Genomic DNA, 26,037 nt, shown 5'->3' on the forward strand with positions numbered 1-26,037 from the left:
GACTACTCGCTGCGGGCGGTCTCCGGCCCGGTGATGCGTTCCAGCAGCGGCAGGGTGGAGGCGATGACGCCGAGGCAGGTGACCAACCCGACGACGACGATCACGTAGAAGCGCGGCTCCGGCGCGATGAGCGTGTAGTCCATCTGGGCTCGGAGGAACAGGTGCGCGGCGAGCAGGCCCATCCCGATGGCGACCGCGGCGACGGCGAGCATCGGTACGGCGCTCTCCAAGGCGATCACCCGGCGCAGGACCCGTACCGGTGCGCCGCTGAGGCGCAGCAGGCTGAACGGGCGCCTGCGCTCGGTGAGACCGCCGATCACGCTGACCGCGAGGCTGCACCCGGCGAGCGCGAGGCTGGCGACGATGATGACGTTCGCCAGTTGTTCCCAGCCGCGCAGCGTGTTGGCGAACTCCGACTCGAAGTCGCCGGGCACGTTCGGCGCCACCCGGAAGGTCGGGAAGGTGGCTTCGAGGACGGTGCGCGAGCGTTCGACGGCGGCGGCGGAACCGTCCGTGCCGACGACGACCGACAGCACCGGCAGTCGTTGCAGCTCGTCGAGCGGGACCGACGCGGTCTGCCAGACCCTCGTGGGCGACGCCGAGTCCCGGAACGGGACCAAGCCCATCGCCACCTCGGCGACGCCCGCGCCGTCGGCGCACCGGCCGTACGCGCTCGGGATATCGGTGCACGCGATCAGCCCGGGCTCGCTCGCGTGGAACATGTCCGGGTTCTGCCGGATCGCGGTCGCGGACCGCACACCGGTGATCGAGCGCAGCTCGGCCAAGAGCGTGTCGGGCATCGGAGGTGCCTTCTCGCCGAAGTCCATGGACACGGTGCCCGCCTCGGTCGAGCCGACCGGCGCGGGCCCGCGGTTGGCGACGATCGTGGTGATCACGCCGACGGCCACGCTCGTGACGAAGAGCGCGACCATGATGCCGCTGATGGCCCGGAAGCCGGCCTTCGGGTTGTCGGCGAGGCGTCGCGCGGCGATGAGCGCGGCCGGGCGGCTGGCGTACCGGGCCATGACCCGGGCGCCGACCATCGTCAACCACGGACCGGCGAGGACCAGGCCGGCCATGATGAGCAGCAGGCCGGGCAGGAACACCGCGGTCTGACCGTCGGACGTCGCGGGCCGGAAGCCGATGGCGAAGAACAGCACGGCGACACCGAGCAGGATCGGGATCAGCCGGTACGCCCTCGGCGCGCGGGGGGTGACCCGCCGGGTGACGCCCAGCGGCGAGATCCGCACACGGCGCAGCGAGACCTGGGCCGCCACCGCCGCTCCGGCCGGGACGCCGAGCGCCACGAGCAGGATGTCCAGCACGCTCAGCGACATGTCGCTGGGGAAGAACGGCATGCCGGTGAACGGGATGCCCGCCATCGGGCCGCGCAGGGCGTAGAACAGGACGAAGCCGAGGGCGGTGCCGACGACGGCCGCGGCGGTCGCCTCCACCGCCGCGACCACCGAGATCTGCCTCGGTGTCGCGCCGACCAGGCGCATCGCGGCGAAGCGCTGCTCCCGGCGGGCGGCACTCAGCCGGGTGGCGGTGCCGATGAAGATCAGCACCGGGAAGAGCAGCCCGCCGGCGATCACGCCCAGGATCAGGTTCACCGCGGTCTCGGGGAGCGCGGGGGTGTCGCCGACGTTGGTGACCTGCCTGGCGAGGGGCAGCCTGGCGACCTCGTCCGGGGTGCCACCCATGATGACGAGCAGGGTGTCCGGTGAGGTCAGTGCGGCCGGGCCGACGGTGCCGAGGTCACGCCCCGGGTAGCGCTCGCCCAGTTGGTCGGCCGGCTGCGCGGCCAGCAGGCGCTGCAATGAGGGCGAGGCGTAGTACTCCCCGGGGCCCGGGGTGGTCGGGATGCCGACCGGGGTGGGCGCGTTCGGCCCGGTGGCCGCGACGTCGATCCGGACGATCTGCTCGCCCTGGAAGTAGTCCTCCCGGGTCGACCACCACAGGGGATCGACGTCGCCGCCCGTCGAGGCGCCGGGATGGACCGACGCGGCTCGGGTGAGCTGCGCGTTGACGGCGTTGACCCCGGCCAGGGTGGTCAGCAGCAGTCCGCTGCCGACCGCGACGGCGGCGGCGATGACGACCAGGCGGGTGAGCGCCTCGCGGCCACCGGCAACGGCGAGACGGAGCCCGAAGCCGATCATGAGGCGATCCGGTCCGGTGCGTTCACGCGCCCGTCGCGGACCATGACCTCACGGTCGGCGTACGCGGCGATCCGGGGTTCGTGGGTCACCAGGATGACCGTGGTGCCCTGCTCGCGGGCCGCGCCGACCAGCAGGTCCATGACCTGCTCGCCGGTGAGCGAGTCGAGCGCGCCGGTCGGCTCGTCGGCGAAGAGCACCTGCGGCTCGGCGACCAGGCCGCGGGCGAGGGCGACGCGCTGCGCCTGCCCACCGGACAGCTCACCGGACCGCCGCTGCTCCAGGCCGTCCAGGCCGAGGCGCTCGAACCAGGCGTACGCCCGGCGCAGCGCCTCCTTGCGGCGGACGCCGCTGAGCAGCAACGGCAATGCGACATTCTCCACCGCGGTCAGTTCGGGGACGAGCTGGCCGAACTGGAACACGAAGCCGAAGCGGTCGCGGCGCAGGCTGCTGCGGCCGGTCTCGGCCAGGGTGTCGACCCGGGTGCCGTCGAAGAGGATCTCTCCGGTGTCGGGCACGAGGATGCCGGCCAGACAGTGCAGCAGGGTGGACTTGCCCGAGCCGCTGGGGCCCATGACGGCGAGGATCTCGCCCGCGTCCACGGCGACGCTGGCGCCGCGCAGCGCGGGGGTCTGCCCGAAGGAGAACTCCACGTGCCGTGCTTCGATCACGACGCTCATGGCCGCACCGCCTTCTTCAGGGCGTCCAACCGGGCGCCGGTCATCTCGATCCACCGGAGGTCCGCCTCCAGGTGGTACAGGCCGTGGTCGGCGAGCAGCGCGTCGACCAGGCTGCCGGCGCGCTTGACCTCGGTGAGCTCGCGCATCCGCCGCAGGTGGGCGCTGCGCTGGGTGTCGAGGTATTCGTCGGCGGGCCGGTCCAGCATCAGCGCGAGCACGACCTTGGCGAAGAGCACCGTCTGCAGGTGGGGCTCCGGTTCGACCGGCTGGACCAGCCACTGGTCGACCTCGGTCGCACCCAGGTCGGTGATGATGTAGCGCTTGCGGTCGGGGCCGGAGCCGGGGGCGACGTCGCTGATCACCACCTTGCCGTCCCGGGCCAGACGGCTGAGGGTGGAGTAGACCTGGCCGAACGGCAGCGGCTTGCCCCTGCCGAAGAAGGCGTCGTAGTCGCGTTTCAGGTCGTACCCGTGGCTGGGCTCCCGTTCGAGGAGGCCGAGAAGGGTCAGTGGCACGCTCATGCCCAGGAGACTACCCCGAGGGTATACCCCGCGTATATACCCTCAGTACCTTGTTCGCGGGCAGCCGGACAGGCGTGAGCACTCGGCTTGGTGGAAGGACGCCGCGGTCAGCCCGTCAGGGCGCGGGCCAGGGCGTAGCCGGCGGTGGCCGCGGTGAGCCCGGCGGCGACGCTGCCCAGCACGTTGGCCAGCGCGAGGAGTCGGTGGCCGCCCTGCGTGAGTCGCAGAGTCTCGTAACTGAAGGTGGAGTAGGTGGTCAGCGCGCCGCAGAACCCGGTGCCGAGCACCGCGGTGACCGCCGGGCCGGCCGGCAACCCGACGAGGACGCCGAGCAGCAGCGACCCGATCACGTTGACGGTCAGCGTGCCCCAGGGGAACGCCGAGTCGTGCCGGGACTGTACGGCCCGGTCGGTGAGGTAGCGCAGGGGCGCGCCCACGGCAGCGCCCAGGGCGATGAGCAGCACGGTCATCGGGCCGCCCTTCGTCGCAGTAGTCCGGCGGTGACGGCATCGCCCAACCCCACCGCGACGAGTGCCCCGAGCACCGTCGCGGCCAGGTACGCCAGCGCGGTGCCCGGGGCGCCCGCGACGAGCGCCTGCTGGACGTCCACCGCGTAGGTGGAGAACGTGGTGAACCCGCCGAGCACCCCGACCCCGAGGAACGGGCGAGCCAGGGGATGTCCACCGCCGAGGTGCCCGAGCACCGCCATCAGCACGCCGATCAGCAGGCAGCCGGACGTGTTGATGGTGAACGTGGCCCACGGGAAACCGGTCGGCGGATGCGGGACGGCGTGTTGCAGGCCGGCCCGGGCCAGCGCACCGAGCACTCCGCCGGCCGCGATGGCGGCGAGAATGATCGCGGGGTGTGCGGTCAGCTCGCCCCGGTCGGCGGGGACGTGCAGGTCGACGTCGGGGTCGGTACGCGGTTCGAACGGCTCCGACACGGGTCCTCCCTACCAGCACGGGCATCACTGGCAGGGACCGTTGGCGAGCGGCGTCGCGGTTCTCCCGGCGGGTACGCGGGACGGCGGGCCCCACCGCCGGGAGCCGTCCGGCTCCGGCGCCAGCATATCGCCGCCGAGCCGCACTCTTTCAGCGCGTCAGACCGCCGTGTCGACCAGATCCGTCGCGGCCTTCGCCGGCTCACTGCGGCGGGCCAGTCGCAGTGAGCCGAGGAGGACACCCAGGCCGGCCAGGGTGAGCGCGGCGCCGGCCCAGATCGGCGACGTGTAGCCGAGACCGGCGGCGATGGTCACTCCACCGATCCAGGCGCCCAGCGCGTTGCCGAGGTTGAACGCCGCGATGTTCGCCCCGGAGGCGAGGGTCGGTGCCTGGTGGGCGTAACGCATGATCCGCATTTGCAGCGGTGGCACGGTGGCGAACCCGAACCCGCCCATCAGCACCAGCGAGGCGATGGTCAGGACCGGGCTCGTGGCGGTCAGCGCAAACCCGACGAGCACCGCGGTGAGCACCGCCAGCACGGTGACCAGGGTGCGCGACAGCGACCTGTCCGCCGCCCGGCCGCCGAGCAGGTTGCCGGCGAAGAGGCCCACCCCGAAGAGGACGAGCAGCCATGGCACGGTGCCGGTGGAGAAGCCGCTGACCTCGGTGAGCGTGTAGGCGATGTAGGTGAACGCCCCGAACATGCCGCCGAAGCCCAGGACCGTGATCACCAGGGAGAGCCAGACCTGCGCGTGGGTGAAGGCGCGCAACTCGCCGCGCAGCCCACCGGCCGGGCGGTCGGCGTCGGTGGTGTCGCGACCCGGGATGAGCAGGGCCAACCCGATGAGCGCGACCACGCCGATCGCGGTGATCGCCCAGAACGTCGACCGCCAGCCGAAGTGCTGACCGAGGAAGGTGCCGAAGGGGACGCCGAGCACGTTCGCGATGGTCAGGCCGGCGAACATCATGGCGATGGCGCCCGCCCGACGGGCCGGTGCGACCAGGCCGGCGGCCACCACGGCGCCGATGCCGAAGAACGCGCCGTGGCAGAGCGCGGCGACGATCCGGCCGGCCATCATCACGGTGTAGTCACCGGCGACCGCGGAGAGCAGGTTGCCGATGATGAAGAGCACCATCAGGCCGAGCAGCACCGGCTTGCGCGGCAGTCGGGTGACCGCCGCGGTGAGGGCGACACCGCCGACGGCCACGCTGAGCGCGTAGCCGGAGATCAGCCAGCCGGCCACCGGCTCGGTGACCGCGAAGTCGGCCGCCACCTCGGGCAGCAGCCCCATGATCACGAATTCGGTGAGCCCGATGCCGAAGGCGCCGATGGCCAGCGCGATCAGGCCGGGCGGCAGGGACGTGGGGCGTACGGACATGGTCTTCCCATCGGGGAGGGGACAGATATGCGGCGCGTGCAACTACGCGCGTCAACAACGAAATACTTGCACGCGCGTTATATCGGCGCAAGCGTGGTAGCCTGGGGCCGTCCAGATCACACCCGAGGGGGCCGGCATGGGCATCGGCGACGACGCGGTCGAGATCCGCGCACAGGGATGGCGCACCCTCGCTGCCCTGCACGGGCTGATCGAGACGTCTCTGGAGCGGGCGTTGCAGGCTGGTCACGACCTGTCCGTCGTCGAATACACGGTGCTCGACGCGCTCTCCCGCCAGGACGGCTGGCACATGCGGATGAGCCAGCTCGCCCGCGCCGCCGCGCTCTCCAGCAGCGCCACCACCCGGCTGGTCACCCGGCTCGAGCAGCGCGGCCTGCTCACCCGCATCCTCTGCGCCGACGACCGGCGCGGCATCTACACCGAGCTGACCCCGGCCGGCTCCGGGCTGCTCGCCCGGGCCCGACCCACCCACGACCGGGTCCTCACCGACGCGCTCGCCGAGGCGGAGGCCACCCCCGAGCTGGCCCCGCTGGTCGACGCCCTGCACCGGTTGCCGACCGCCCGCTGACCCGCCCGGCCCTTTCCCGGGGCGGCGCGCCGCGGCGTACCGTACCGGCAGCCGCGCCGGGACCGTCGCGAGAAGGAGGCAGGCGATGCAGGACCGCACCCCTCGTCCGGAGGAGCTGCAGCCGATCGAGCGCGCCGGCATCGACGAGCTGCGCGCCCTGCAACGCGAACGACTGCGCTGGTCGTTGCGGCACGCGTACGACAACGTGCCGCACTACCGCCGGGCTTTCGACGCGGTCGGGGTGCACCCCGACGACTGCCGGGATCTCGATGACCTTGCCCGCTTCCCGTTCACCGGAAAGGCGGAGCTGCGGGAGAACTACCCGTTCGGCATGTTCGCCGTACCCCGGGAGCGGGTCGCCCGCCTGCACGCCTCATCCGGCACCACCGGTCGGCCGACCGTGGTCGGCTACACCCGCGACGACCTGCGCACCTGGGCGCGACTGATGGCCCGGTCCATCCGCGCCTCCGGCGGCCGTCCCGGCGATCGGGTGCACGTCGCGTACGGCTACGGGCTCTTCACCGGCGGCCTGGGCGCGCACTACGGGGCCGAGGAGCTGGGCTGCACCGTCATCCCGGTCTCCGGTGGCATGACCGAACGGCAGGTGATGTTGATCCGCGACTTCGAACCCGAGGTCATCATGGTCACGCCCAGCTACATGCTCGCCATCGTCGACGAGATGCAGCGCCAGGGTGTCGACCCGCGGGCCACCTCGCTGCGGGTGGGCATCTTCGGGGCGGAGCCGTGGACCGAGGACATGCGCCGCGAGATGGAGGACCGGCTGGACATCCACGCGGTCGACATCTACGGGCTCTCCGAGGTGATGGGCCCGGGCGTGGCCACCGAGTGCGTCGAGACCAAGGACGGGCTGCACCTCTGGGAGGACCACTTCTATCCGGAGATCATCGACCCGGTCACCGGCGAGGTGCTGCCCGACGGCGAACAGGGCGAACTGGTGCTCACCTCGCTGACCAAGGAGGCGATGCCGGTCGTGCGCTACCGCACCCGCGACCTGACCCGGCTGTTGCCCGGCACCGCCCGTCCGATGCGCCGGATCGAGAAGATCACCGGTCGGACCGACGACATGATGATCGTGCGTGGGGTGAACGTCTTCCCCACCCAGATCGAGGAGCTGATCCTGCGGACCCCGCCGCTGTCGCCGCACTTCCAGTGCGTACTCGACCGGCAGGGCCGGCTGGACACCCTGACGGTGCGGGTGGAGCGGCGGGCCGGGGTTGGCGTGGACGCCGCCGAGCGGGCCGGGGCGACACTCGTCGAACTGGTCAAGAACACCATCGGGGTGAGCGTGGCGGTGGAGGTGCTCGCCCCGGACGCGGTGGAGCGGTCGGTGGGCAAGATGCGCCGCATCGTCGACCAGCGACCGGCGGTCGCCTGACGCGCGGCCGGCACCGGTCTCGTTGTGGACGGGGCGCGCCCGCCCCACCGTGTCAGTGCGGTCTCCTGTCGAGCTGCCCCGGAGATGGGGCAGCACGACCGCTCACGTGGTGGGTGTTCGGTGGGCCTGCCCCGGGTGCGCCGTCGACATAGGATCCTGGCCATGCGCGTGCTGGTGGTCTCCGCCCCGCTGGTCGGGCACGTCTTCCCGCTGGTGCCGCTCGCCGTCGCGCTGCGCGACGCCGGGCACGACGTGCTGCTGGCCACCGGCGGTGGTGGTCTGGCCGCCGCCGATGTCGGTCTGCCCGTGCACGACATCGCGCCAGGCTTCGACTTCGGTCGGATCGCGCTGCGGGTCCTTCCCCGCCATCCGCTGATCGCGCGTGCCGAGCTGGCCGGCACCGCCGGCACCCGGGGCGCCGGCCTGCTCTTCGGCGCGCTCAACGACCAGCTCACCGACCCGGTGGTCGCGCTGGCCACCCGGTGGCGGCCGGATCTGGTGCTGCACGAGCCGTTCGCGGTGGCCGGCGCGGTGGCCGCCGCGCGGCTCGGCGTGCCGGCCGTACGCCAGGAGAATGCCCTCTTCGACGGCCGGGACCTGGTCCGCGCCACCACCGCACGGCTCGGCGCCGCGCTGCGCCGGCACGGTCTGACGGAGCTGCCGCCGCCCGCCGCCGCTCTCGCCGTGGCCCCGCCCAGCGTGGCCAGCCAGGGCGGTTGGCCGATGCGGTACGACTCCTACGTGGGCGGCGGCGAGCTGCCTGCCTGGCTGCGCGAGCCGGGTGAGCGGCCCCGGATCCTGGTCACCCGCAGCACCCTGACCGGCCCCGGCGACCGTGGGCCGATGCCCGCCGTGGTGGCCGCCGCCGCCCAGGTGGACGCCGAGATCGTGCTGGTCCGACCCGATGAGCGGTCGGCTCGCTCGCTGCCCGGCAACGTGCGGGTGGTCGACTGGATCCCGCTCGACGAGGCGCTGCCGGCGAGCGCGGCGCTGGTCCACCACGGCGGGGCGGGCAGCGCCCTCGGTGCCCTCGCCGCCGGCCTGCCGCAGCTGGCCACCGTGGGCCCGGGGGACCGGCGGCACAACGCCGAGCTGGTGGCCCGCCGGGGCGCCGGGCTGGCGCTGCGCCCGCGCGACATCACCGCGAAGGCGCTGACCCGGCTGCTCACCGACGAGGGCCTGCGCGCCGCCGCCGGGCAGGTCAGCCGGGAGATCGCCGCCATGCCGCCGCCGGCCGACCTCGTCGTGCGGCTGGCGGCATTGGTCTGACGTTCACCCCGCGTGGCCACACCGGAGGGGCGCTCGTCTGCGGCAGGATGACGTGATGCGACACGTCGTGCTGTTCCACTCCGTGTACGGGTTGCGGCCCGCCGTGCACGCCGCCGCCGACCGGATGCGCGCCGCCGGGCACCGGGTCACCACCCCCGACCTGTACGGGCTCCCGGCCACCGACACCGTCGAGGAGGGCTTCGCGCTACTCGACAAGATCGGCCAGGAGGTGGTGCTCGACCGGGCCCGGGCGGCGCTGCGCGACCTGCCACCGGAGACGGTGCTCGCCGGCTTCTCGATGGGGGCCGGTGTGGCCGGGGCGCTGCTGGCCGAGCGGCCCGAGGCCGCCGGTCTGCTCCTGCTGCACGGCACCGGCGGCGCACCGGACGCGGTCCGACCCGAGCTGCCGGTCCAGCTGCACCTCGCCGACCCCGACCCGTACGACGCACCGGACGAGGTCGACGAGTGGCAGCGGACGCTGACCGACGCCGGTGCCGACCTGACGGTCTTCCGCTACCCCCGGGTGGGGCACCTGTTCACCGACCCGGACCTGGCCGAGTATTCCCCGGACGCCAGCGCGGCGGCCTGGCCGCGAGTATTGGCCTTCCTGGCCGCTCGCTGACCCCTTCCGCACGAGGCGCCCCTAGCCGTTGCCTCCGGGGTGCGCGACCGCGCCGCCCTCTCGACGGCGCGGTCGACCCTCGGCAAGCCCGATGCCGCTCCGGACGGCCGAACCCGGAGTGCAACCCAGCCTGGTCGGTCGGTTGCCGGCCTCGCTCAGCGGGCGACCGCGCCGATGCGCGGGGGCGTGGCGGTGCCGTGCACCCGCTTGGCGTGGGCGGCGAAGAGTCGGGGCGCGATGATCGGCATGAGCAGCCGAGCCGGGAGCGGGGCGTGCGCGAGCACCGCCTTGATCACCTCCGGGTCGCCCTCGTACATGGCCAGGCCGAAGCCCAGCGGCAGCTGCTTCTTCGAGGCCTTACTCATTCCGTGCTCGCCGAGTTCCATCCACTCCGCGGCCGTGACGTGCCGTTGCGCCAGGGGCAGGATCTCGCTCTCCTCCATGGCCATGTGCTCGATCAGCGCGGTCCGGAGCTGCTCGAACTCGTCCGCGAGCTGGTCGCCGCCGTGCCCGGTACGGCGCCAGCGGGGGAGAAGGGCGACCACCGCCGCGTGGGCCTTCTCGATGGCGTGGTGCTGCGTCTCCATGATCGGGACGATGGCCGCGGCCTCCTCGCCGCCGCGCTCGATGAGTCGCGGCCACAGCAGCAGGTCCTCGCCCTCGTGGTGCAGGTGAAGCATGAGGCAGAGCAGTTCGGCGTGGGCGCCGACGACCTCCGCTCGCTTGGCGTCACCCGGTGTGACGTCGCGGACGAGCTGCGGCAGCAGGCTGAACTCGCGACGGAACGTCGTGTGGGCCATGTACATGTCGCGCACGTCGGCCATGGCTTCGCGGTGGTTCTGGTTCACGGTGACCTTTCCGAGGGATCAACTGGCACAGACCTGTTGATCATGTTCGGCGCCACTTGGAAGCGGCTTGGAAGCCGGCGACGCGAAGGGTCAGTCGACCAGTGCCGCCGTCGCCTCGGTCAGCCAGTGCGGTGACTCCCAGCGGCGGGCCACTGTGGCCGCCAGGGTGAAGTGCCGCGCCGCCTCCTCGCGGTGGCCCAGTAACCGGAACAGCTCCCCGAGTGTCAGCGCGACCGGCCGCACCACGGCCGCGGTGGTGGAGAAACCGGCCAGTTGGTCACGTACCGGGAGCAGTGCGTCGATCACGGGCTGGGCCAGGTCCCGTCGACCCAGTGCCACGATGACCATCCCGCGCACGCTGAGCAGCGCCGACTCGAAGTAGTCCGGGCGGTAGGTGTGGCGCCCGATCGGCATGGCCCGCGCCTCGTCCACCCGTCCGCTCTTGATCAGCGCCAGGGCCAGCAGGTCGTCCACGATCGGACCCAACGACCCACGCACCCGCCGGGTCGCCTCCAGGTGCTCGCCGAAGCGCCCCTGGCTCAACAGCAGGGTCGCCACCGAGAAATAGTGGAAGGCCTCGGCGTGCAGCGAACCCTGTCGCCGCATCTGCACAGCGACCTCGTCGTAGTGCCGTCGCGCGGCGACGAAGTCGCCGGCGATGTGCGCCAGGGCGCCCAGCGCACACAGGTGGATCACCTGCCCCTCGTTGAGCTGGTACGTCTCGGCCAGCCACCCCTGCCGGGCGACGCTGACGCGGAGCTCGTCCGGTTCGTTGAGCGCGGCCGCGCAGTGGCCGAGCACCTGCTCGGCGACCCAGCGGTAGGTCACCAGCCCGTGCTCGTCGGCGAGGTCGCGCAGTTCCAGGGCCAACTCCCGGCGGTGCGGCGCCTCCCGCTCGTAGCTCATGGTGCGAACCCGGGCGGCCAGCCCGAGGGCGCACAGCTCGGGGTCGCCCAGCCGCCGCGCGAGGGCCAGCGCCTCCCGTCCGGCCGCCACACCTCGGGGATCGGATTCGCCGTCCAGTTCCGTGGCCAGGGCGTCGAGCAGCCGGCAGCGGGCGACCGGGTCCAGGTCGTCGGCGCGCAACAGCCGGGTGAGCAGCTCGACCACGCGATGGTCCACGACGCCGTACTCGTGGGTGAGCCACGGTGTGGGGACGGTCCACGCGGTGAACGCCGCGACCAGCAGGTCATCCCGGCCGGACGCGGCGGCGACGTCGATCGCCCGGGCGCGGGTCTGCCGGGCGGCGGCCACCGCGCCGGCCCGGGCCTGAGCGCGCAACAGCCGGCCGAGCAGGTCGACCCGCAGCGCGTCGCGGTCCCCGGCGACCGTCTCGGCGGCGGCGACGGCGTTGCCGAGCACCTCGATCGCGGCGTCGTACGCGTACCGCCGCTCGGCCAGCTCGGCGGCGCGGATGGCGTAGTCGACGGCGAGTGGCGCGGTGTCGGCCGACGCCGCGCGGGCGTAGTGGTGGGCCAGGGCCGGGTACTCGTCGGGCGTCAACCGGCGGATGACGGCGGCGATCCGAGCGTGCAGGCGGGCGCGGCGCAGCTGCGGCAGATCGGTGTAGATGGTGTCGCGGACCAGGCCGTGCACGAACCGCACCCGCCCCGGCGCCGGTTCGGTGAGCAGGCCGGCGGTCAGCCCAGCTTCCAGCGCTTCGAGGACGGAGCCCTCGTCGGTGCCGGCGGCGTCGACAAGCGTCCGCACGTCCGCCTCCCGACCGACGGTGGCGGTGAGACGCAGCACCGAGACCGCCGCCGCCGGCAACCGGGAGAGTCGCCGGCGCAGCACGTCGCGTACCCCCTCCGGCACCTCGGAGGTGGCGACGAGCGTGCCCTCGGCGGCGAGCAGTCGAGCCGACTCCCGAACGTAGAAGGGGTTGCCGCCGGTCCGCTCGGTCAGCGCGGCGACCGTGTCCGCGTCGAGGGTGGTCCGGGCCAGCGCGCCGAGCAGCCGCTCGACCTCGGCCGTCGTCAGACCGCCCAGCTGGATCCGGTCAGGCGACCGACGGGCCAGCACGGCCATGGTGTCGGCGATCCGCTCGCGGTTCTCGGCGGGCCGCAACGCCGCGACGAGCAGCACGGCACCCGTGGTCAGTTCGGTGACGCTGGCGAGCAGGAGCAGCGTCTCGGCGTCGGCGGCGTGCAGGTCGTCGAGGACGACCGCTACCGGTCTGCGGACCGCGGCCACGTCCAACCAGGCGCCGACGGCGCGATGCAACCGGAACCGGCCCGCCGCGACGTCGCCGTCGGGCTCGCCGCCGCCTTCTCCGAGGAGCGGGGCGAGTGCCGGCGCGAGATCCCCGGGCGGTGCCTCCTCGGCGAGCTGCCGCAGCGCCTCCACCCACGCCCAGGCCGGCGGTGCGCCCTCGACCTCGGGGCAACGGCCGACGACGACCAGCCAGCCGTGGGCGGTGAGCGCCTCCCGGAACCGGGCCAGCAGGCTCGTCTTGCCCGCTCCGGCCTCGCCGCTGAGCAGCGCGATCCGTGGTCCGCTCGTCGCCGCCTCGGCGGCCGCCCGCCCGAGAGCCGCCAGCTCGGCCTCCCGCCCGACGAACACATCCTTCGACGCCGGTCGTTCGGCGTCGACGCGTGCCGCCGTCGTGCCCACCGATGGGAGCAGGTCGAGACGCTGGCTCAGGATCGCGGACTCCACCTCGATCAACGCAGGGCCCGGGTCCAGGCCCAGCTGCTCCGCCAGAGTCGCCCGCGCCCGGCGCAGCGCGGCGAGCGCGTCGCCCTGCCGGCCGGTACGCCACAACGCCAGCGCCAGCAGCCGCCAGCTCTCCTCCCGCAGCGGCGCCTGCCTGGTCAGCACCTCCGCCTCCGGCACCGCCGCGGCCGCGTCGCCGCAGCGCACGGTCACGTCGAGCAGCAGCTCCCGGGCGGCGAGACGCAGCTCCTCCAGCCGCGTCACCTCCGGCTGCGCCCACGGTTCCCCGGCGAACTCGGCGTACGCGGGACCGCGCCACAGGTCGAGCCCGGTGGTCAGCAGCAGGCGGGCCTGGCCGGGGTCGGCGGCGCTGACCGCGCGCGCCTCGGCGACCAGCCTCTCGAACCGACCGGCGTCGACGGCATCGGCGGGCACCCTGATCGCGTAGCCGGGTGGCGCCGTGACCAGCACCCGTGCCGGTGCCCGGCGTTCGCGGGCCGGCTCCAACAGGCGACGCAGGTGCGAGACGTACGCCTGGAGGGAGGCGATCGCCCGGGGCGGCGGATCACCACGCCACAGATCCTCGATCATCCGACCGACGGAGACGACGTCACCCCGGGCCGCCAGCAACAGTGCGAGCACGGCGCGTTGGCGGGGGCCGCCGAGGTCGACCGGTCCGCCTGTGTCGACCTCGACCTCGAGCGGCCCGAGCACCCGTAGCAGCATGACTGGGTCAATCCTAGTCACGCAGGTGAGCGGCTTCCCCGCCACGGCGGACAATGGTTGACCAGCTCACCGCAGGTGCCGGCCACGGTCCACCCACTGCTGACCCCGGCGTCCGTGCGGTAGATCGGCTCGGGATCCCCGCTCACGAGGCGACGCGGCACCGGGTCGAGAATGTGCGGCATGGAGTTCCTGTGCTACCACCGCGACCGGCCCGGCTCGGCCGGGTTGCGCGACGAGTTGCTGACGGAGCACTGGTCCTACATGGACCGGTACGCGACGCAGATGATCGCCCGCGGTCCGACGCTCGCCGGCGGCACGCCGACCGGCAGCGTGCACATCGTCGACATGCCTGATCCCGCCGCTGCGCGGATGTTCGCGTTCGACGAGCCGAACTACCAGGCCGGCGTCTACCGGGATGTGATGCTGCGCCGGTGGCGCAACACGTTGGGCCGCACGATGTGGGACTTCCCCGGAGGTCGGGCGGGCGGCAACCGGTACCTGGTGCTCGGCCTCGGCACGGGTCAGGCCGTCGATCTGGACGTGCCGCCAGACTCGGACGAGCTGATCGCGTACGGGCCTCTGCTGTCCGACGACGGTGCCGCCTGGCTCGGTACCGCCGGGCTGGTCCGGGCGCCGAATCCGGACGCGGCGCGCGCCATCCTGACCACGGACCGATACGTCGACATCGAGGTGCACAACTGGCAGTTCGGCGGGCGACCGTCCTGACCGTGCCGCTGGCACGAACCCGACCACCCGCGACCGCTGGCGGACCCTCAGGCGGAGGCGGCCAGACCGTCCGGCCGGCGGATCAACGGCGGGCGGGGTACGGCGCGCAGCTCTCCAGGCGAAGTGCCGACGCCGGTAGGCGCGCCGCGTCCGGCTGACCCCGGCACGGCAGGCACCGCACGGATCGCCGCCGGGGATCGGTTGACGTCCGGGAGCCAGTGACCGCCCGCATTGGTGGGCGTCGCGGACACCTGGGTCGGCGGCACGTCACCGGCCGACGCGACGGCGCGGAGCCTGCGCGAGCCCGGCGGACGGTTGGTTCCGCGAGTCGGCGCGCCCGGTGGGGCGGCCATCGTCGGGGTGGGGACGCGGCCACCCGGCAGGACGGTGGAATCGGAGGGCGGTGCCGCGAGGACGGCGTCGAGGCGGCCGTCCCGGGAGCGAACGGCGTCGAGACGCACGACCTTGGCGCCCCTCGCGGCGGAGCCGCTGACGGCCGCGCGAGCGGCGGCAGGGAAGCCAGTGGGTGGGACGGCGTCGAGGCGCGGGGCATCGGCGGCCCGACGGGTGAAGACGGCCCGCAGCGCCCGGGGCAACCGCTCGGCGGCGACCTGACGCAGCGCGGGCGTGGCGAACACGTGGCCGCCGGCACGGTGGGGGAACAGCAGCCCGGCGGCGGCCAGCCCGCGCAGTGCCGGTGCGGACCGGCCGGCCGCCCATCCGAGTGCCCTGTCGACGGTCGCGCCGGAGACCACGCCGCCGAGGATCCCGGCGGCCATCAGCACCGCCCGCCGCTCACCGTTGAGCTGGTCCAGTTCCGCGCCGACGGCCCGGCGTACCGCCTCGGGCAGTGGGAGCGCCACCGGGTCGGCACCGTCCACGACCGACGCGACGTACGCCACCGCGTGCCCGGGCCGGCCGCCCACCAGCGGCAGCAGGCGGTCGACCAGTGCCACCGGCTGCCCGGCCCGGGTCAGCAGGTGACGAAGTAGCCGCCCGGACTGCACCGTGGCCAGCGGTCCGATCGTCAGCCGCCGGGCCGGGCCGGGCCGGGAGTCGGCCCACTGCGGTTGGTGCAGGGTGACCACGGCCAGCGGCAGCCCGCGCGCGGTCGCCGCGCTGAACAGCGCGTGCAGGAACCCGCTCACCGCTGGCGCGGACCGGTCCACGTCGTCGACGGCGACGATCAGCGGACGGTGGGCGGCCAGGCGCAGCAGGACGTCCCGGAAGATGGCCGCGCCCGCGAGCGCCGCGGCCGAGTCGTCCGGGGTAATCAGCAGGCGCTGCAGCGCGGTGACGGCCGCCGCGACCCGGGCCGGCGGGAACACCGGCGTCAGGGCGGCGACCAGCCGGTCGTGGACCGCCGCCGGGCCGTCGCCGTGACGGACCCCGGCGAGGCCGCGGAGCAACTCCGCGACCGGCGCCAACACCTGATCGGGGTACGGCTGGCAGGTCGCCACGCACCAGCGCACCGGCGACCCGTCCACCGTGGTCAGCCCACGGGTCAACTCGTGCAGCAGCCGACTGCGGCCACTGCCGGTGGGGCCGACCAGGGAGATCCAACGCGGGTTCTGCTCCCGGATGGCCCAGCTCAGCTGGTCGCGGACGGTGGCCAGCTCGCGGCGGCGACCGATCAGCGGGCCCTCGTGTCGATCGGCGCCGGGGCGGACCGGGCCGACGGCGTGCCAGACCGGCACCGGTGGCACCCGGCCGGCGACCGACACCGGCGTCAGCTGACGCTGGGTGATCAGGCCGGCGGTCGCCCGGGCGGTGGACGCGCAGAGCGCGACGGCGCCGGGTGGCGCGTACTCCTGCAGGCGTGCCGCGGTGGTGATCACCGCGCCGCTGGCCACGCCGTGGCCGCCGTCGACGGCGCTGCCCAGGTCGACCATCACCTCGCCGGTGGCGACGCCGACCCGCACCCGCAGCCTGGTGCCCCCGACCGTGGGGCGGCGGTCCAGCGCGGCCTGGATCTCCAGGCCGGCGCGGACCGCACGGTACGCGTCGAAGCCGTCGGAGTGCCGCGCGCCGAAGAGCGCCATCACCGCGTCGCCGACGTATTTCTCGACCACCCCCTGCCAGCGGTGCAGCACACCGGCGACGGTGTCGAAGTAGGCCCGCTGCAACGCTCGGACGTCCTCCGGGTCGAGCCGGTCCACCAGCGCCGTGGAGCCGACGATGTCGGCGAAGAGCACGGTGACGGTCCGTCGCTCCTCCGGCACCGGCCAGTGCGGGTGTCCGATCCGCTGTGCGTCGACGACGATGGTGGTCATGGTTATCCCACCGGCCTTTCTCCCTGCTGATGCCTGATGACATCCGGAGATTGGCATCCCTGGGCTGACGGGGGATCTGCCGAACGACGTATGTCGGCCACTCGCAACCTTTAGTCGCAAAGTCGACGCGAGGAGTACCACACCCGACAGATGGCCGTAGAACGGTACGGGGACCTGTGATTAGGCTGCGTGCCATGGCCAGCGATGTGGACACCGCACCGCTCGTGGGTCGGGCCGAGCTGATGCGGACGGTTCGGTCCGCACTGCTCGGTGACGGCGCCCACGGGCAGACCGCCGCCGTCTTCCTGACCGGCGAGAGCGGTGTGGGCAAGACCCGGCTGTTGGGCGAGCTCGGCGACCAGCTGCGCGATCAGGGTGCCGTGGTGCTCACCGGCAGCTGCCTGGACATCGGCGACGCCTCTCCGCTGCACCCGCTGTTGCAGGCACTGCGCCGCTTCGACGCCGATGTGTCCACGTCGCACGCACGTGCCACCTCGGCGGTGCGTGGGCTGTTGCAGATGTTCGCCGACGAGACCGCCGGCCCGGACGGCGCGGGCGCGTTGCTGGAGCGGGTCTCCCGCGGGCTGCACCTGATCGCCGAGGGCAGACCGTTGGTGTTGATCCTCGACGACCTGCAGTGGGTCGACCGGAGCACCCGTCAGCTGCTGCTCTACCTGCTGGCCGGGCTCGGCGACCTGCAGCTCTCGGTGCTGGCCGCGGTGCGCGCCGAGTCGTTGCAGGGTGCACACCCGCTGCGCCGGGTGCTCACGGAACTGCGCCGCCTGCGGACGGTGCGGGTGCTCGACCTGGCACCGTTGGACCGGGCCGACACCGAGGAGCTCGCCACCGCGGTGGTCGGCCGGACCCTGTCCGCCGACGCGGCCGAGCAGGTGTGGCAGCGCAGCGGCGGCAACCCGTTCGTCATCGAGGAGCTGGCCCGCGACCTGCGCGACGGCCGTGACGGTCTGTCCGAGACACTGCGGGAGATCTTCCTCGACCGGGTCGACGCGTTACCTCAGCACGCGCACGCGGTGGTGCACGCGGTGGCCGCCGGCGTCGAGCCGGTGCAGCACTGGCTGCTGGCCCAGGTGCTGCGGTTGCCCGAGGACGAGCTGATCGACGCGGCTCGCGCCGCGGTGGCGCACCGGCTGCTGGTCGGCGCCGACGACGGCTACCGGCTGCGGCACCGGCTGGTGGCCGAGGTGCTGGCGCACGAGCTGCTGCCGGCCGAGCGCTCCGGGCTGCACCGCCGCTACGCCGAGGCGCTGACCGCGGCGCCGGGTGAGCTGCACCAGGCCCGGCTGGCGCACCACTGGCGGCTGGCCGGTGAGCCGGCGCGCGCCTTGCCGGCTGCGGTGGCCGCCGCGCAGGAGGCCGAGCGGCTGCACGGTTACGCCGAGGCGCACCGGCACTGGTCGGCGGCGTTGCAGCTGGCCGCCGAGCCGGGGCCGCCGGCGGTGGACCGGGTCGAGCTGCTCGGGAACGCCGCCGAGGCGGCCCACCACTGTGGGGAACACGCCCGCGCGCTGGCTCTGTTGGAGGAGCTGGTCGCGCTGCGCGGTGGCGAGCCGAGCTGCGCGTTGCACATCCGCCGGGCCCGTTACCTGGCCGCCGCCGGTCGCTCGGCGCTGGCCGAGGAGGAATACCAGCGGGCGCTGGAGGCGGCGGACTGCTCCCCGCGTGAACGGGCCGCCGCCGCGGCCCGCCTGGCCGAGCTGCTGCTGCACCTGGGCCGGTACGCCGACGCCGGCCAGCGGGCCCGGGAGGCGCTGGCCCTGGCCGAGAACGTGGAGGGCTCCGCCACCGAGGTGGTGCTGGCCAGCTCGGCGCTGGGCTTCAGCGACGCCTTCCTGGAAGATCCGGACGCCGGTCTGGCGGTCATGCGCGACGCCCTCGACACCGCCGAACGCGCCGGCCAGCCGGAGGACGTGGCCTGCGCGTACCTGCACCTGGCGGAGCTGCTGACCGGGCCGCTGAACGTCCTCGAAGAGGGCGTGGTGGTGGCCCGGCGGGGTGCCGAGCGGGTGGCCGAGCTGGGGTTGGGCCGCACCTGGGGCACCCGGCTGCTGGCCATCGCCATCAACGGGCTGTTCCGGGTCGGCCAGTGGGCCGAGGCGGAGAAGGTGGTCGCCGCGGCTCTGCGGCACCGACCGTCCGGTGCGGACGCCGTCGAGTTGCTGCTCGCCCGGTGCCGGCTCTCGGTGGGCTACGGCGACATCGACGCCGCCGGTCGGGACCTCGACGCCGTGGCGACCCTGCTCGCCGGCGGCGGGGCGCGACACGTCATTCCGCTGCTCACCCTGCGCTCCGGGCTGGCCATGTGGGAGGGCCGGCACGACGTGGCGCGGCTGGCGGTGCAGCGCGGCCTCACCGAGAGCCGTTCCGACGACGTGATGATCCTGTCCGCTCTGGTCTGGCACGGCCTGCGCGCCGAGGCCGAGGCGCACGCCAGCCGCACCATGGCAGTTGACCCGACGGCCGTACGCCGGCTGCGGGACGTGGCCGACCGGATGGCCCGTAAGAGCGCCGGTGCCGCCCGACCGGTGCGGTCGGTGGTGGAGGGCTTCCTGGCGCTTTGCGCCGCCGAGGTGAGCCGCCTCGACAGCAGCGACCCGGAGCTGTGGGCCGCGTCGGTCTCCGAGTGGGACCGACGTCATCACCCCTACCCGGCGGCGTACTCGCGGCTGCGGCAGGCCGAGGCGCTGCTGGCTCGCCGCAGCCGGTTGGCCACCGCCGGCAAGCTGCTGCGTGAGGCGTACCGGGTGGCGCAGGGCCTGGGTGCGGTGCCGTTGACCTCCGAGATCCGCGAGCTGGCCGGGCGGGCCCGGGTGTCGCTGGAGGAGCACGAGACCACCGGCGGTACGCGGAGCGCCCCGGCCGAGTCGGCCGACGACGAGTTGGCGGCGCTCACCGCACGGGAGCGGGAAGTGCTCGCGCTGGTCGCCGAGGGGCTGACCAACAAGGAGATCGGGCAGCGGCTGTTCATCAGCGAACGGACCATCGGGGTGCACGTGTCGCACATCTTCGACAAGCTCCAGGTCCGTACCCGCGTACAGGCCAGCGCCATTCAGTTGCGCAACCAGCGCGGCTGATCGGTCACTCCGTATCCCGGCGCGTGTGCGCGCCGGGATACGTCGTTCTACTGATCCGACGAGCGGTTGTCGGCTGAGAGGCTGGGCCGCGTTGACGGCGGCACGGGGCGCCGCGAACCACCATGGAGGAGAGATGACCGAACCGGTCTGGGGGCCCGTTCACCGGGACATCGTCGACCTGCTCGCCGACCATCCCGCAGACGTGCCGGCCGTGGTCGATCACCTCACCAAGCTCCAGGACCTGCTGGTGCGGCTGCCTCCGTTGGAGGAGAGTTGCCCGCTGGCCGACTTCAACAAGCTCTACCTGACCATCACCAGCAGTGTGCTGGACGGGCTGTACGACGACCGCTTCGTCGACCCGGTCTTCCTGTCCCGCCTCGACGTCGAGTTCGCCGCCAGGTATTTCGACGCGATGCGCCTCTGGACCGACTCCAGCCCGGGCACGCCGAAGGCGTGGTCGTGCCTCTTCGAGCGGATGCAGGGGCCGGACGCCCGACCGCTGCCCTCGGCGGCGGCCGGGGTCAACGCGCACATCAACTTCGACCTGCCGTTCGCGTTGGTGACCACGTTCGACCACCTGGAGTCGGAACCGGTCGACGGCAGCGACCAGCACCACGACTACCTCGAGATCAACAACATCTTCGCGGACAAGATCCCCGGCCTGCGCCGCGGCTACCTCGAGCGGTGGCAGCTGCTCATCGACATGCTCAACGGTGACATCGACGACTGGTACCAGGGGGAGCTGGTCGAGTACACCCGCGATGTCGCCTGGCGTAACGCGCAGAAGATCTGGCGGTGCCGGCACGATCCGGACGCCCGCGAGTGTGAGCGCACGCGGTTGGACGACAACGCCGCGGCGCTCGGCCGGCTGCTGCTCTCGCCCCTGGGGGCGTTCCTGCAGTAGCCGGGACGGGGGGTCCCCGCGCTCCGCCCCGTGGGGGGCGGCGGAGCGCGGGGGCGCGTCCCACCAGTTCTGCCCGCCCCGCCTGGCCGTCCGAGGTTCGGTCGGCCAGCGCAAGGGGTACAGCCGGTCGGCCCGGGGGGGTGTCGACCGTCTGTCACCGTCGGCCGGCCCGGGGGGTGTCGGCCGGCGGTGGGGGAGGGGCTTCGGGGTCGCGCCGACGACGGGGAGATCCGGGGGTGTCGGCGGGCTCGTACCGGGTACGCCCGCAACCATGACCGTCCTGGCCCGGCGCCGGCCCGCCGCCCGCCCCCGGCCCGCGCGGCCCGGCCCCCTGCGGCCGGGTGGCCCGGTGCCGCGACCCACTGTCCGGCCCGGTGCGCGGTGAGCGGCCCCGCGACGCGGTTCCCGTTCCGCTTCGACCCGGTGTTCCGCCCGGTGTTGGCGTTGCTGGGGGTCCGCCCGGCGACCGCCTGGGTCGCCGTCACCGACCGGGATCTGCTGATCCGGTACGGGCCGTGGCGTCTTCGGACCGACCGGAACAACGTGACCGCCGTCGAGCTGAGCGGCCCGTACCGCTGGTGGCGGGTGATCGGGCCGCACGTGTCGCTGGCCGATGGTGGCGCGAGCTTCGGCACCAGCACAGCAGGCGGGATCTGCCTGCGCTTCGGCGTGCCGGTGCCGGCCCTGGTGCCGGGTGGGCGGCCACGGCACCCGGCGGCCACGGTGACCGTCGCCGATCCGCCGGCCCTGGCCCGGTTGCTCGCCGTCCCGGACCTGTCCTGAGCAGGCCGTTCACGTGCCCGGTTCGGCCGACCGGGTCCGGGGCCAGCGCCTACCGTCGGATCAGGACCTGTGAGGGTGGGACTGGCGATGGGTGACGAGCACCGGGCGAAACCACGACGCTGGAGCGGACGCCGCCACGCGCCGACCGGGCCGGACCCGGCGCTGCGGGCCGCCCGTGACCCGGCTCGCCCGCACCGGGGCGGCCGGCAGGGTGTCGTGGTGCCCGAACGCGTGGCCAGCCCGGCCCGGTCGGCGCCGCCGGCCAGCCCACTGCGTCGTTGGCTCTTCCAACACCGGGTGCAGCCGCCCGGCCCGGAGGCGACCGAGGGGCAGAACCGCAGGCACGCCTGGTGGCAGGTGATGTGCCTGACCGGCGTGGACTACTTCTCCACGCTGTCGTACCTGCCGGGCATCGCGGTGGTCGCGGCCGGGGCGCTGTCCCCGCTGGCGACCCTGTTGATCGTCGCGCTCACCCTGCTCGGCATGCTGCCGATGTACCGGCGGGTGGCGCAGGAGAGCCCGCACGGGCAGGGGTCGGTGGCGATGCTGGAGCGGCTGCTGCCGTTCTGGCGGGGCAAGATCTTCGTTCTCGTCCTGCTCGGGTTCGTGGCGACCTCCTGGATCATCACGATCACCCTCTCCTCGGCCGACGCCACCGTTCACCTGCTGGAGAACCCGTACCTGCCCGACGCCCTGCACCGCCCCTTCGTCCCGGTCGTGGTCACCGTCGTGCTGCTGCTCGTCCTCGGCGGGGTGTTCCTGCTCGGCTTCCGCGAGGCGGTGGTCGTGGCCATTCCGCTGGTCGCGGTCTTTCTGGTCCTCAACGCGGTGATCGTCGTCGTCGCGGTGGCCCGGATCGCCGGCGACCCGAGCATCGTGTCGGACTGGACGGCCGCGTTGACCACGACCGCCGGCGGGCCGGGTCACGTGCTGCTCACCGCCGTGCTGGCGTTTCCGCTGCTGGTGCTGGGGCTGTCCGGTTTCGAGACCGGGGTCAGCATGATGCCCCTGGTCGCTGCCGACGGCCCGGACAAGCAGGCCCGGCTCGCCGCCCGGATCCGCAACACGCGTCGGCTGCTCGCCACCGCCGCGCTGATCATGTCGGTGTACCTGGTCTCGACGACCTTCGTCACGACGGCACTCATTCCGGAGGAGGAGTTCCGGCCGGGCGGCGCCGCGAACGGCCGGGCGCTGGCGTTCCTGGCGCACACCTACCTGGGTGAGGTGTTCGGCAGCGTCTACGACGTGAGCAGCGTGCTCATCCTCTGGTTCGCCGGCGCCTCGGCGATGGCCGGTCTGATCAACATCGTGCCGCGCTACCTGCCCTCGTACGGCATGGCCCCGGAGTGGGCACGGGCGGTGCGTCCGGTGGTGATCGTCTACACCGTGGTCAGCGTCGCCATCACGATCGCCTTCCGGGCCGACGTCAACGCCCAGGCCGGGGCGTACGCGACCGGCATCCTCGCGATGATGGTCTCCGGTGCGGTGGCGGTGACGATCGCTGCGGCCCGCCGCCACCGGCGCGCCGCCGCGACCGGCTTCACCGTGCTGACCCTGGTGCTGCTGTACGCCCTGCTGGAGAACATCATCGAGCACCCGGACGGGATCACCATCTCCGCGCTGTTCATTCTCGGCATCATCGTGGTCTCGTTGGTCTCCCGGGTCACCCGGACCACCGAGTTGCGCGCCGAGCGGATCGAGTTCGACGAGTCGGCCCGTCGGTTCATCACCGAGTCGCTGGCCCACGACGGGCAGCTGCACCTGATCGCGAACAAGCGGCAGAAGGGCTCGGTGAAGGAGTACACGCTCAAGGAGCGGGCGCAGCGTGGCATGAATCCCGTGCCCGGGGCCGCGGACGTGCTGTTCCTGGAGATCGACGTGATCGATCCGTCGGAGTTCAGCCAGGTGTTGCGGGTGCACGGGATCGAGGTTGGTGGGTTCCGGGTGCTGCGGGCCAACAGTCCGGCCGCGCCCAACGCGATCGCCGCGATCCTGCTGGCACTGCGGGACGCCACCGGGGTCCGGCCGCACGCGCACTTCGAGTGGTCGGAGGGGAGCCCGGTCGCGCACCTGGCGCGCTATCTGATCCTCGGTCGCGGTGACACGCCGCCGGTGGTACGGGAGATCATTCGCCGGACCGAGCCGGACCCGCTGCGTCGTCCCGGCATCCACGTCGGCGGCTGAGCCCGGCATCCGACCTGGCCGCCGTGGGGCCGGCCTCTGGCCTTAGAGAGCGACGAGCTGGTGCTTCGCGGGCATTCGGCCCTGCTGTACCCGGTTGGCAGCGGACGGGGCGCGGAAGCGGAATCGCAAGGTTATTCACGTTCGCCTGCCTTGTCACATTTGGCCGTCGTATCGTCATTTTCGGTGGCGCTAGGGACGTTAGCCACCCCGCGCCTGTTTCGGTGCGGCCGTGTTCAGATGCACGAGGGGCAGGGAAGTTCTATGTTCACGTACCGAGCGAGTCGGCGCCCAGCGCGGCCCAGGCGGCGGTCCCGGTGGTTCTTAACCGGTGGCCTGGTGGCCGGCGGCATGGTGGTGGCGACGACGGGTCTGACCGGCGTGGCGGCCGCGGCAGCCGACCGGGTGACGGTGCCCTGCGACTCTGACCGACTCATCGCGGCGCTCGTCCGTGCCAACGCCGAGGGCGGCGGCGAGCTTCGACTCGCGCGCAAGTGCACCTACACCCTCACCGAGGCCTTCCAGCAGCCCGACGATTACGACGGCGGCATCCGGGACGCCCGCGAGGCTGCCGACACCGCCGAGAACCCCGGGGACGCCGAGGAGCCCCCGCGCGACCCGAAGGACGACAAGGCCGGCCTGCCCGTCATCTACCACCCCATCACCATCCGCGGGGAGGGTGCCACCATCAGGCGTGACCCGGACGCCGACGAGTTCCGGTTCTTCACCGTCCGCGACGGTGGTGAGCTGGACCTGAGTGACGTCGTCCTGAAGAACGGCCGGTCGGCAGCCGAGGGGGGCAGCATCCATGTGGTCCACGGCGCCGCCGCCGCCGTGCGGCGCACGACGATCATCGGAAGCACCTCCCGCTCCGCCGAGGGTGGTGGTGGCGGAATCTTCAACGACGGCAACATGGTGGTCAGCGACAGCACTTTTGTCGGCAACCGGGCCACCGGCAAGGAGGGCAAGGGCGGGGGCCTGCTCAACGGTGGCGTGCTCACCCTGGACAAGTCGAAGTTCTTCGAGAACACCGCTGCCAGCTACGGCGGTGGGCTCGGCAACTACCGGGGAGCGGCCGAGGTCCACCGGAGCACCTTCGCCGACAACAAGGCGGCGCAGGGCGGGGGCTTCGCCAGTTTCTCGGCGCGCAGCAAGGTCTCGGACGTCCGGGTGATCGGCAACACCGCCGAGGTCGGCGGGGGCATCGCCAACTCGGACGCGGTGCTCTACCTGCGGGGCATGACGATCCGCGACAACACCGCCACGGTCAAGGGCGGCGGCATCTCGACCTTCCAGGGTCTGCTTCCGCTCGACGAGAGCACCATCACGCACAACACGTCCGAAGGCGACGGTGGTGGGATCTACGCCGAGAAGTCCAACCTGCTGGTGCGTCGTAGCGACGTCAGCCACAACGACGCCGACAAGAAGGCAGGCGGCATCTTCGTCACCATGGGCCAGATTTCGCTGTTCAAGAGCCGGGTGGCCGACAATGTCTCCGACGTGCGGCCGGGTGGCCTCTTCGTGGACAAGGCCCAGGCCAAGGTCGATGACGAGACCGAGATCAGCGACAACGAGCCCAGCAACTGCCTGGACAGCACGGCGCCGGTTCCCAACTGTTTCCGCTGACCCGTCAGCGGGATGGCCCGCCGGGGTGGCGGGTACCGGTCCGGAACGCACCCGACCCGCAGGAGCGATCGACCGATCGCCGGTGGGCCGGGTGCGTCGGCTGTGCCGTGGGTGCGGATGACGGCCATGCAGGTGATGACGCGGCGGCGGACCTTCCACACCAGCCTCCTAGGACGCTCTACGCGATGTGTGGTGCGTCCTGACCCCTCAGGGATCGGCGAGTCGGAGGGATCGCGCGGCCGGGGCGAGTGGACTCGATGGGAGAGGCAGCCGGCGGGTGCGCGACGGCGCTCCGGCCCGCCGCCGCGACCGTGCGCCGGGCAGCGAACGGCCCGCGCCCCGGTGGGGCGCGGGCCGGTGCGGTCGGTGGGGCGGTCCTACTTGGACGGCTCCGGCAGCTTGCAGTCGACCTTGGGGTTGGCGCCGATGTAGTTCAACGGCCCGGCCACGATGGTGACCAGGATGGTGCCGGCCTCGGCGCAGTTGGTGTCGTCACCGCTGTAGTAGCCGCGTTGGCCGCCAGCGATCGCGCCGATCACCAACCAGATCACGACGATGACTCCGAGGATCGAGGTGCCGCGCATCGCTGCCTCCTGAGGAATGTGGTGGAGTTGAGGTGCAGGCGTTGTACCCAATCGGGTCGCGCGGCTAACGGCTGCGCGCTTCGACCCCT

General features: G+C 73.0%; 20 protein-coding genes. 10 read left to right on the forward strand and 10 right to left on the reverse strand.

Features of this window, described 5'->3' with window-relative positions; translation table 11 throughout:
- Positions 1-2: 2 nt before the first annotated feature.
- The 6 genes from ACQEUX_RS06890 to ACQEUX_RS06915 form a co-directional block, all read right to left on the reverse strand.
- Positions 3-2,159 carry an FtsX-like permease family protein gene (locus ACQEUX_RS06890; protein ID WP_433042887.1) on the reverse strand — a complete coding sequence of 719 codons (2,157 nt, stop codon included), beginning with the start codon at positions 2,157-2,159 and terminating at the stop codon, positions 3-5.
- Positions 2,156-2,836 (reverse strand): ABC transporter ATP-binding protein, encoded by a 681-nt coding sequence (locus ACQEUX_RS06895; RefSeq protein WP_433042890.1) that lies wholly within the window; start codon positions 2,834-2,836, stop codon positions 2,156-2,158. The genes ACQEUX_RS06890 and ACQEUX_RS06895 overlap by 4 nt, the downstream gene beginning before the upstream one ends.
- Positions 2,833-3,357, reverse strand: a complete 525-nt coding sequence (locus tag ACQEUX_RS06900) for a PadR family transcriptional regulator (RefSeq protein ID WP_433042893.1) — start codon at positions 3,355-3,357, stop codon at positions 2,833-2,835. Before ACQEUX_RS06900 ends, ACQEUX_RS06895 begins: the two co-directional genes overlap by 4 nt.
- Before the next feature lie 107 nt (positions 3,358-3,464).
- A complete protein-coding gene (gene crcB / locus ACQEUX_RS06905; protein ID WP_433042896.1) occupies positions 3,465-3,827 on the reverse strand; it encodes a fluoride efflux transporter CrcB in 363 nt (120 codons plus the stop codon).
- A complete protein-coding gene (locus ACQEUX_RS06910) occupies positions 3,824-4,300 on the reverse strand; it encodes a fluoride efflux transporter FluC (protein ID WP_433042899.1) in 477 nt (158 codons plus the stop codon). Before ACQEUX_RS06910 ends, crcB begins: the two co-directional genes overlap by 4 nt.
- Positions 4,301-4,456: 156 nt before the next feature.
- Positions 4,457-5,677: an MFS transporter gene (locus ACQEUX_RS06915; protein ID WP_433042902.1), complete on the reverse strand. Its 1,221-nt coding sequence runs from the start codon at positions 5,675-5,677 to the stop codon at positions 4,457-4,459.
- 136 nt (positions 5,678-5,813) lie between these two features.
- Here ACQEUX_RS06915 and ACQEUX_RS06920 point away from each other — a divergent pair, with 136 nt between their 5' ends.
- The 4 genes from ACQEUX_RS06920 (at position 5,814) to ACQEUX_RS06935 (ending at position 9,550) form a co-directional block, all read left to right on the forward strand.
- A complete protein-coding gene (locus ACQEUX_RS06920; protein ID WP_433042905.1) occupies positions 5,814-6,263 on the forward strand; it encodes a MarR family winged helix-turn-helix transcriptional regulator in 450 nt (149 codons plus the stop codon).
- A gap of 85 nt (positions 6,264-6,348) precedes the next feature.
- A complete protein-coding gene (gene paaK, locus ACQEUX_RS06925) occupies positions 6,349-7,659 on the forward strand; it encodes a phenylacetate--CoA ligase PaaK (protein ID WP_433042908.1) in 1,311 nt (436 codons plus the stop codon).
- A 162-nt stretch (positions 7,660-7,821) separates the two neighbouring features.
- Positions 7,822-8,928, forward strand: a complete 1,107-nt coding sequence (locus tag ACQEUX_RS06930) for a nucleotide disphospho-sugar-binding domain-containing protein (RefSeq protein WP_433042911.1) — start codon at positions 7,822-7,824, stop codon at positions 8,926-8,928.
- Between the two features lie 55 nt (positions 8,929-8,983).
- A complete protein-coding gene (locus ACQEUX_RS06935; RefSeq protein ID WP_433042913.1) occupies positions 8,984-9,550 on the forward strand; it encodes a dienelactone hydrolase family protein in 567 nt (188 codons plus the stop codon).
- A gap of 155 nt (positions 9,551-9,705) precedes the next feature.
- On the opposite strand, the gene ACQEUX_RS06940 is transcribed toward ACQEUX_RS06935, so the two are convergent.
- Together ACQEUX_RS06940 and ACQEUX_RS06945 are read right to left on the reverse strand one after the other, a co-directional pair.
- Positions 9,706-10,374, reverse strand: coding sequence for a hemerythrin domain-containing protein (locus ACQEUX_RS06940; protein WP_433042916.1), 669 nt, complete (start codon positions 10,372-10,374; stop codon positions 9,706-9,708).
- Positions 10,375-10,488: 114 nt separating this feature from the next.
- Positions 10,489-13,779, reverse strand: coding sequence for an ATP-binding protein (locus ACQEUX_RS06945; protein ID WP_433042919.1), 3,291 nt, complete (start codon positions 13,777-13,779; stop codon positions 10,489-10,491).
- Positions 13,780-13,959: 180 nt separating this feature from the next.
- Here ACQEUX_RS06945 and ACQEUX_RS06950 point away from each other — a divergent pair, with 180 nt between their 5' ends.
- The gene (locus tag ACQEUX_RS06950) at positions 13,960-14,505 is read left to right on the forward strand and encodes a YciI family protein (RefSeq protein ID WP_433042922.1); all 546 of its coding nucleotides are present in this window, start codon (positions 13,960-13,962) and stop codon (positions 14,503-14,505) included.
- Positions 14,506-14,552: 47 nt separating this feature from the next.
- Here the strand turns inward: ACQEUX_RS06950 and ACQEUX_RS06955 are convergent, their stop codons facing one another.
- Positions 14,553-16,778, reverse strand: coding sequence for an AAA family ATPase (locus ACQEUX_RS06955; RefSeq protein WP_433042925.1), 2,226 nt, complete (start codon positions 16,776-16,778; stop codon positions 14,553-14,555).
- 194 nt (positions 16,779-16,972) lie between these two features.
- On the opposite strand from ACQEUX_RS06955, the gene ACQEUX_RS06960 reads away from it, so the two are divergent.
- From ACQEUX_RS06960 to ACQEUX_RS06980, 5 genes are all read left to right on the forward strand, one after another.
- Positions 16,973-19,870: a helix-turn-helix transcriptional regulator gene (locus tag ACQEUX_RS06960; RefSeq protein ID WP_433042928.1), complete on the forward strand. Its 2,898-nt coding sequence runs from the start codon at positions 16,973-16,975 to the stop codon at positions 19,868-19,870.
- Positions 19,871-20,003: 133 nt separating this feature from the next.
- Positions 20,004-20,774 (forward strand): DUF5995 family protein, encoded by a 771-nt coding sequence (locus tag ACQEUX_RS06965; protein WP_433042931.1) that lies wholly within the window; start codon positions 20,004-20,006, stop codon positions 20,772-20,774.
- 381 nt (positions 20,775-21,155) lie between these two features.
- A complete protein-coding gene (locus tag ACQEUX_RS06970) occupies positions 21,156-21,557 on the forward strand; it encodes a hypothetical protein (RefSeq protein ID WP_433042934.1) in 402 nt (133 codons plus the stop codon).
- An 87-nt stretch (positions 21,558-21,644) separates the two neighbouring features.
- Entirely contained in the window at positions 21,645-23,741 is a 2,097-nt protein-coding gene (locus ACQEUX_RS06975) for an amino acid transporter (protein ID WP_433042937.1), read from the forward strand.
- Between the two features lie 261 nt (positions 23,742-24,002).
- Entirely contained in the window at positions 24,003-25,364 is a 1,362-nt protein-coding gene (locus tag ACQEUX_RS06980; RefSeq protein ID WP_433042940.1) for a hypothetical protein, read from the forward strand.
- A gap of 377 nt (positions 25,365-25,741) precedes the next feature.
- Here ACQEUX_RS06980 and ACQEUX_RS06985 read toward each other — a convergent pair whose 3' ends face one another.
- Positions 25,742-25,948: a hypothetical protein gene (locus ACQEUX_RS06985; RefSeq protein WP_007460667.1), complete on the reverse strand. Its 207-nt coding sequence runs from the start codon at positions 25,946-25,948 to the stop codon at positions 25,742-25,744.
- Positions 25,949-26,037: the final 89 nt, after the last annotated feature.

The sequence above is a fragment of the Micromonospora sp. CA-259024 genome (genome assembly GCF_050936255.1).
Classification (GTDB): domain Bacteria; phylum Actinomycetota; class Actinomycetes; order Mycobacteriales; family Micromonosporaceae; genus Micromonospora.